The 715-nt window shown below is 28.3% G+C and carries 1 tRNA gene; it reads right to left on the bottom strand.

From position 1 onward, the window contains the following. Positions 1–600: 600 nt before the first annotated feature. A tRNA-Asn gene (locus CRN98_RS17335) sits at positions 601–675 on the bottom strand. Positions 676–715: the final 40 nt, after the last annotated feature.

Here is a 715-nt window from a genome sequence, read left to right as displayed (position 1 = left end):
AATCTGTTTCGCTCATCGCGTTTCTTAACATTTAACTGTTAAGTAATTGACTGGTTTCTATTCTCTGTTCAATTTTCAAAGACCCTGTCGCTCCAAGCGACTTTTATATAGTAACATTTTTGTTTAAGCTTGTCAACTATTAATTTATTTTAAATTAATTAGTTGTCAACTTATCATCTTGTCCTTTTAGAGAACTTGTTTATATTAACATATAAACTTAATTTTTGTCAATACTATTTAAAAATTTAGTTGAATTTTTTTGATATATTTTGTTGTCTTCTGCGAGGACATAAGCTATCTTATCATGAATATCCAACTAATGAATCAATATATTATTTATTAATTAAAATTAAACCGTAATTTCTAGCTTTTTCTCAATATATCTGTATATATTACATATAGATACGCAAGGATAAGTATTTGGTATAATCCTCCACATACTAGCAAAATAAATCAAACAACAATTTCAGATTATAATAAAAAGATATGCTAATTTTTAATCAGCATATCTTTTTATATTTTTTTATTTATGTATAAAATAAAAAAAACTTCAAACTATTGAAGTTTTAAATATCACATTTATATTTTTCCAAAATAAAATGGCTCCGTGGAGAGGGCTCGAACCTCCAACCCTTCGGTTAACAGCCGAATGCTCTGCCATTGAGCTACCACGGAATAAATTTATCTGGCAACGACCTACTCTCCCACCGGGCCT

It is taken from the genome of Clostridium peptidivorans (assembly GCF_900205925.1).
Lineage (GTDB): Bacteria > Bacillota > Clostridia > Clostridiales > Clostridiaceae > Clostridium_AK > Clostridium_AK peptidivorans.
The sequence above is the reverse complement of the archived record's forward strand: the minus strand, read 5'-3'. Positions and strand labels throughout refer to the sequence as shown.